The organism is Sphingobium limneticum, from assembly GCF_008710155.1.
Lineage (GTDB): Bacteria > Pseudomonadota > Alphaproteobacteria > Sphingomonadales > Sphingomonadaceae > Sphingobium > Sphingobium limneticum.
In genome coordinates this window covers 1-1,311 of the sequence record NZ_VYPZ01000089.1, presented here as the reverse complement: position 1 = coordinate 1,311, position 1,311 = coordinate 1, and the positions used below count along the sequence as shown (strand labels likewise).

1 pseudogene is annotated in these 1,311 nt (G+C 60.6%); it reads left to right on the top strand.

Annotated features, from left to right (window positions below):
• Positions 1–369: 369 nt before the first annotated feature.
• A pseudogene (locus tag F4U94_RS24060) lies at positions 370–1,208 on the top strand (IS3 family transposase); the annotation flags it as partial.
• Between the last annotated feature and the right edge of the window lie 103 nt (positions 1,209–1,311).

The following is a 1,311-nucleotide window of genomic DNA, read 5'->3' as shown; positions in this document are numbered from 1 at the left end:
AGCGCATCCTGAGGATCAACGGCCTGAACGCGATCACTGACGACGTGGTGGAAGCTGCACGCAGCACCCTCGTGATCGGTGTCACTTAGCGCTGACAGAACGGTGCCAATCAGCGCTGATATCTACAACCTCAGCCCAGCCTGCCGGCAGTCCGCCAAGCCATCCTTGACCGCCTCTCGCGCCCACCGCCAGGCCAATGCCCTCATTGCAGAGGCGCTCTCTCGAGCGCGTCAATCTCACTTCTGCCAAAGTAGTGCTAGGTCGTGAACCCATAAAGCGAATGACGGTGTTTGATGGGGGGCAAACTTGATCTGCCCCCACTGAGTGGCCCAGAGACTATGATAGTCTGGACCACGAAAGGGATGACGAATGCCAAGCAAGAAGCACAAGCCGGAAGAGATTATCGGGAAGCTGCGTGAAGTTGAGATCGTGCTGGCCCAGGGGGCCTCGACGGCGGAGGCGTGTCGCCGGATCGCAGTCAGCGAACAGACTTACTATCGCTGGCGCAAGGAGTATGGCGGCCTAAAGACTGACCAGGCGCGGCGGATGAAGGATCTGGAGAAAGAGAACCAGCGGCTTCGCCGGGCGATCTCGGACCTGACGTTGGACAAACTGATTCTGCAGGAGGCTGCAAAGGGAAACTTCTGAGCCCCGCGCGACGGCGACGCTGCATCGATCATGTACGACGAGAGCTTCCGGTCCCGATGTCCGAACGACGGATCTGCCGGGTGCTGAGGCAGCATCGATCGACGCAGCGTAAAGTGCCGCGCGGGGCGGATGACGAACAGGCGCTAACGGAGGACATCATCGCATTGGCAAAGCAATATGGGCGCTACGGCTACCGCCGGGTGACGGCGCTGCTGTGCCATGCGGGGTGGACGGTGAACCATAAACGGGTCGAGCGGATATGGCGACGCGAGGGACTGAAGGTTCCGCTGCGCCAGCCAAAGCGTGGACGCCTGTGGCTCAACGACGGATCCTGCATCCGCCTGCGGCCCGAATATCCAGGTCATGTATGGGCCTACGACTTCGTCGAAGGGCGCACGCATGACGGGCGCAAGTTCCGCATTTTGACGATCATCGACGAGGTCAGCAGGGAGTGCCTGGCGCTCATCGTCGCGCGGCAGCTCAAGCATGAGGATGTTCTGGCAGCGCTCGCCGACCTGTTCATCTCGCGCGGGCCACCGGCACATATACGGTCCGATAACGTCCTGGGTCACGAAGGAAAGCGAGATTTGGTCAACAGATCTCTATGCGCCGGCATTGAGCGGCGAGGCATGCATTCTGAGCCAGATGGCTTCCACCGTCAAC